At 51.0% G+C, this 4,341-nt stretch carries 6 protein-coding genes; 3 read left to right on the top strand and 3 right to left on the bottom strand.

Annotated features, from left to right (window positions below; translation table 11 throughout):
- Positions 1-673: 673 nt before the first annotated feature.
- From ACR0CE_RS20335 to ACR0CE_RS20325, 3 genes are all read left to right on the top strand, one after another.
- Positions 674-1,462, top strand: coding sequence for a hypothetical protein (locus ACR0CE_RS20335; protein ID WP_480833595.1), 789 nt, complete (start codon positions 674-676; stop codon positions 1,460-1,462).
- Between the two features lie 183 nt (positions 1,463-1,645).
- Positions 1,646-2,335, top strand: coding sequence for a hypothetical protein (locus ACR0CE_RS20330; protein WP_480833594.1), 690 nt, complete (start codon positions 1,646-1,648; stop codon positions 2,333-2,335).
- 73 nt (positions 2,336-2,408) lie between these two features.
- Positions 2,409-2,657, top strand: a complete 249-nt coding sequence (locus ACR0CE_RS20325; protein WP_170452343.1) for a ParB N-terminal domain-containing protein — start codon at positions 2,409-2,411, stop codon at positions 2,655-2,657.
- Here the strand turns inward: ACR0CE_RS20325 and ACR0CE_RS20320 are convergent.
- The 3 genes from ACR0CE_RS20320 to ACR0CE_RS20310 form a co-directional block, all read right to left on the bottom strand.
- Positions 2,649-3,716, bottom strand: coding sequence for a fatty acid desaturase (locus ACR0CE_RS20320; RefSeq protein ID WP_480774551.1), 1,068 nt, complete (start codon positions 3,714-3,716; stop codon positions 2,649-2,651). The two genes, ACR0CE_RS20325 and ACR0CE_RS20320, sit on opposite strands and share 9 nt — an antisense overlap.
- Positions 3,717-3,734: 18 nt before the next feature.
- A complete protein-coding gene (locus ACR0CE_RS20315; protein WP_170430361.1) occupies positions 3,735-3,941 on the bottom strand; it encodes a cold-shock protein in 207 nt (68 codons plus the stop codon).
- A gap of 205 nt (positions 3,942-4,146) precedes the next feature.
- Positions 4,147-4,341, bottom strand: a 195-nt coding sequence (locus tag ACR0CE_RS20310) for a hypothetical protein (RefSeq protein ID WP_480833592.1), incomplete at its 5' end; no start/stop codon positions are given.

Below are 4,341 nucleotides of genomic sequence, written 5' to 3'. Positions count from 1 at the left end.
AATGGAGACTACGCAGCGCCGGGCCTGCTCATCACAAAAGGGGTCAAAGTTGGATGCCGATAGGGGGTTAAAGTTCAATGCCGATTGACAAGCGGAAGTGTCAAAATCTTGTTGCGTACGCTCGCAGCACAGTTTTCTCGGCTCAGGCGCAATTTACAGGGTGCGGGACCGAGCGGCCATTTGATCACGCCGCGAGCACTTGTGCAGAAGCGGCGCGAAAATCGCTGCGTTGCAGCCAATGTCATCAGGCCAGTCATTCCTAGTTACGGGGAAGCCTTGATCACATACTCCTCTTTCGCCGCACTCAGGCCAGACAATTTCTTTCGGTAGTTCACCAAGGATCTTGGTCACCGGCAGTTTCAAAAACTACCTGCCCTGGTGGTACTTGCATTGCGACAAGGGAAACTTCCTTGACTCTATTCTGGCTAAGGACCACAAAAGTGCATTGGTGAAAGTTACTCGTCGCCGCGATGCTGCCGGCTTCGATGATCCAATGGCCTTCAGAATAACTGTAGCATATGCCCCAGCATAGGAACGGGTTTCGCTGGGGTCTTCGCTATGAGCTCGTTCCTCACATGCATTCGCAACTGTCACCTGACATGCGCCAGCCATCGCGTGACCCATGAAAGAAAGCGCCGTATGAACAACACATGGCTCATAAATTGCGTGCTTGATGGCCGATAGATCAGGTCTCAGGCTCCGCTTCAATCAGTCATTCATCGTGTTTACGCGCTGCATTCTTTGTTTGATCCCAGCACTTTTGGTGTCGCTCTCAGGAACAAAGCTTCCTGCCCAAGTCGCAGGCAATGCCGATGGATCAGTTTGTGACGAAGGTTTCGAAAACAAGAATGGATCGTGCCAAAGAACAGACTTACCAGAAAACGCATATTTGACAGGTAGCTCCTATGGCAGTGGCTGGGAATGCAATCACGGTTTTCAGAATGTCGGAGATCTCTGTGAGGAAATAAGAGTTCCTGAAAATGCCTATCTTGCGTCAACCGGAGATCAGTGGGAGTGCAATCGGCTGTTCCAGCGTGTCGAAGAAAAATGCGAAGAACTGATCGCACCTCAAAATGGATACGTCGAAACCAGGTTTGGCGCACAGGAAATACACTGCAACTGGGGATTTCGTAAGGAGAACCAGGATTGTGTTGCAATAGAAGTCCCAAAAAACGGTCGTCTGAGCGATAAAAAAAGCTCGGATGGTTGGGTATGCCTCAGAGGTTACAACGCAGCGGAGAGCGGCTGTGAGCCTGTGGCTGTTCCACAGCATGCGTATCTTGCGCCTGAAACCTACTCTGGATGGAAATGCGAACGTGGTTTTCGCGCAAACCGGGACAGGTGCGATGCGATCCTTGTTCCTTCAAACGCTCATTTGAATCGAAGAGGTGATGGTTGGGAATGCAATCGGCCGTTCACACGACAGAACGATAAGTGCGCCGAAAATATTCCACGAAAATAGGTTCGTGGAAATCAATATCGCCTGACAAATCCGGAAGGACCAAGCCGTGAACCATAACTCGATTGACGAAAATCTTGGCAAAAGGATCAAAGCCGAAAAGGCGCGTCGCCGGTCCCACGGGATTAAGATATCTATAGCGTTAGCAGTGTTTGTTGCAGCGGTAATTGTAGTGGTGTTTCTCTGATGCGTAAAAATGCCCCTCAAGTGACCCTTTCTGACTCAAAGATGTCAGTGCGTGGTATGGAACAAAGAGCATTTCAGGACCGCAGTGTTCGCAAGACGCGGAACGCCGACGTATCAGAAGTGATCGAAGTAGAATTTGGAAAGTACTTGATTAAGGCTGGCATTCTGAGCGGTAACAGCGTTGCGCGCGCATTCCCCAAGCCACCAGCGAAAACGCAAGGTTTGATTGCTGATGCAGTTGGCGAAACACCGTCATTGGCCATTGAAGCCTTAAGAGAAATTCTCGAAGAACGAGACAGGAAACGCAGCGCTCGACGTCGTTTGGAGGCGAACTCCGGCAACTTCATTCCCAGTGAAGGAGAATATGTCGAAGCATTGCGTCAGATCAGGCTCTCCACTGCGCAGGTCACCATGCTCAAAGCACTTACAATCGCAGGCAAGGAAGGACTGAGCATTGGTCAGTTAACCAAGGCAGCTGGTTACAAATCGCGCGAGGCGTCCGTCAAGGTCTTCAAGAAAATCGGGCTATCGATTGCAGAATATCTGGAACTCGAGCTTCCCGAAGCCGGATCGGCACAGAATGATGGCGCCGCTCAGGTATTGGCGTTTTCTCACGTCAAAAGTGACGATGAACCAGCGACTTGGATCATGTATCAGGAGCTGCGCGATGCTGTTCGTTCGGTTCTATGACGCACGTTCCAGCGCCTGCCTTTGAAGCGAACTTCGAACCGGAATAAACGCAAGAAAGGCGCACACGTAGCTTATGTTGGAGAAAAAACCATATCCGCTCGACCTGATCTATGTACCTGTGAAACGGGCCAAAACACTTGATCAACAAAAGGTTCTGACGCTGGCAGAAGATATCCTGAAGAATGGCCAGAAGACGCCGATCCAGATACGTGCGGACAACAAGCGGTTCGTGCTGATTGAAGGCCTTCACCGACTAGAGGCCATTCGCGCCCTCGGCGGTGATACTGTCGAAGCCTTTTTGGTGCGCGCCAGATTACACTAGACTCTTGTTGGGATTGGCGTTCGACAAAGCCTGAGAAAACGTCAGCAGGCGCTGACTTTCTTCATCCCAAAGATGCAATCGTGCGCAATGAAGGCTCTCATATAGAGTAATACGCTGGCAATTTTCCAACTCGGAATGGTCACGCAAAACCTCGTTTAGCCGATAAAACGGTATGCGGCTGGCAAGGTGGTGAACATGGTGCACACCGATATTGGCAGAGAACCACCGCAGGATGCCTGGCAGGGCGTAGTGAGAACTTCCATAGAATGCGGCGTTCTGAAGATTCCACACTTCTTCCCGCTCCCAAGTCGTGTGTTCAAACTGGTGTTGAATATAGAATAGCCAAATACCAATCGATGCAGCGACGATCATGGTTGGAAGGAATACAAAAACCAGTACATCCAGGCCTCCGGTCCAAAAAATCAGAGCCAGGACCACCGCAATCGCGGCGTTTGTTCCCATTGCACTTGCCCAATACAGCCAGCCTGACCGCATGAAACCAAAGGGCAAGCGATTTTGAAAAAAGAACGTGTAGACCGGTACGATACAGAACAGAAAGAAGGGGTTCCGGATTAACCTGTAAGCGGCACGCCCGAACCAATTCCGTTTCAGGTATTCCTCAATGGTCAATGTAGGAATGTCACCCATACCACGCCGATCAAGGTTACCGGTTGAGGCATGGTGAATCGCATGGCTTTGCCGCCAGACGTCATAGGGTGTCAGGGCGAGAACACCCAGAACCCGGCCGGTCCAATTGCAAACGGTGCGACTTCTAAAGAAAGATCCGTGACCACAATCATGCATGATGATGAAGATACGCACCAGAAATGCGGCGTTCAGGATGGCCAATAGAACAGTGACCCAGATACTAAGGGATAGCGCAAACCACGCTGCGCCCCATAGCGCGAAAAAGGGGATGACAGTGATTGTCAGTTCAAAAACGCTACGCTTCGTATTGGGCACACGGTATTGCGCGAGCGCCCGGGTCAATTCCTGCTGTTGCAACTGACTTTTTCTCCAAGGGCTTTTAGCAGCCCATTGTGCAAACGGGCACCCCATAAGGGTGCCCGTAAAAGGTCAGGCCAGTGCCAGATTGGCCGCGCTGTCGCGTCCGTCACGGCCAGCTTCGACGTCAAAAGTGACCTTCTGGCCGTCTTTCAATTCGCTGATGCCGGAACGTTCAAGTGCTGAGATATGCACGAACACATCGCGCTTGCCATCTTCAGGTTCGATAAAGCCAAACCCTTTAGTCGAGTTGAACCATTTTACTGTGCCATTTGCCATGGTAGAAGTCTCCAAATACTTGCCGCCCGCATCATTGCGGCGACTCGGCGTGGTCGGTCTGAATCGAAAGACTGAACGCCGAGTTTGGGAGACGGCAGGTCGAAAAAGAAAAACGTAAGCCTTGTACATATGGACTTCGGGTACGCACGATACAAGCCTTGATACAATGGAGGACCACAGAATATCTGAGTCCGCCCAGCCCAAGTTAGGACAAGGATAAGCAGAACCATTGCTCTGTGGTTCGGAATTCAGAGGTCGGCTTCTGATAAAGCCTGCCGAGTGCGTATGCAGCAAATTGATTGCTCAGGAACGGCATCTGTGGGTGGCTCCTGCATTGCAAGAACTTTTTGGTGATGTTTGCGGGTATTTTGTCAGTACCTTCGTCTGTCCGGCCTGTTTG

Source organism: Ruegeria sp. L11 (assembly GCF_056531755.1).
This window is presented reverse-complemented; position numbering and strand designations above follow the sequence as displayed.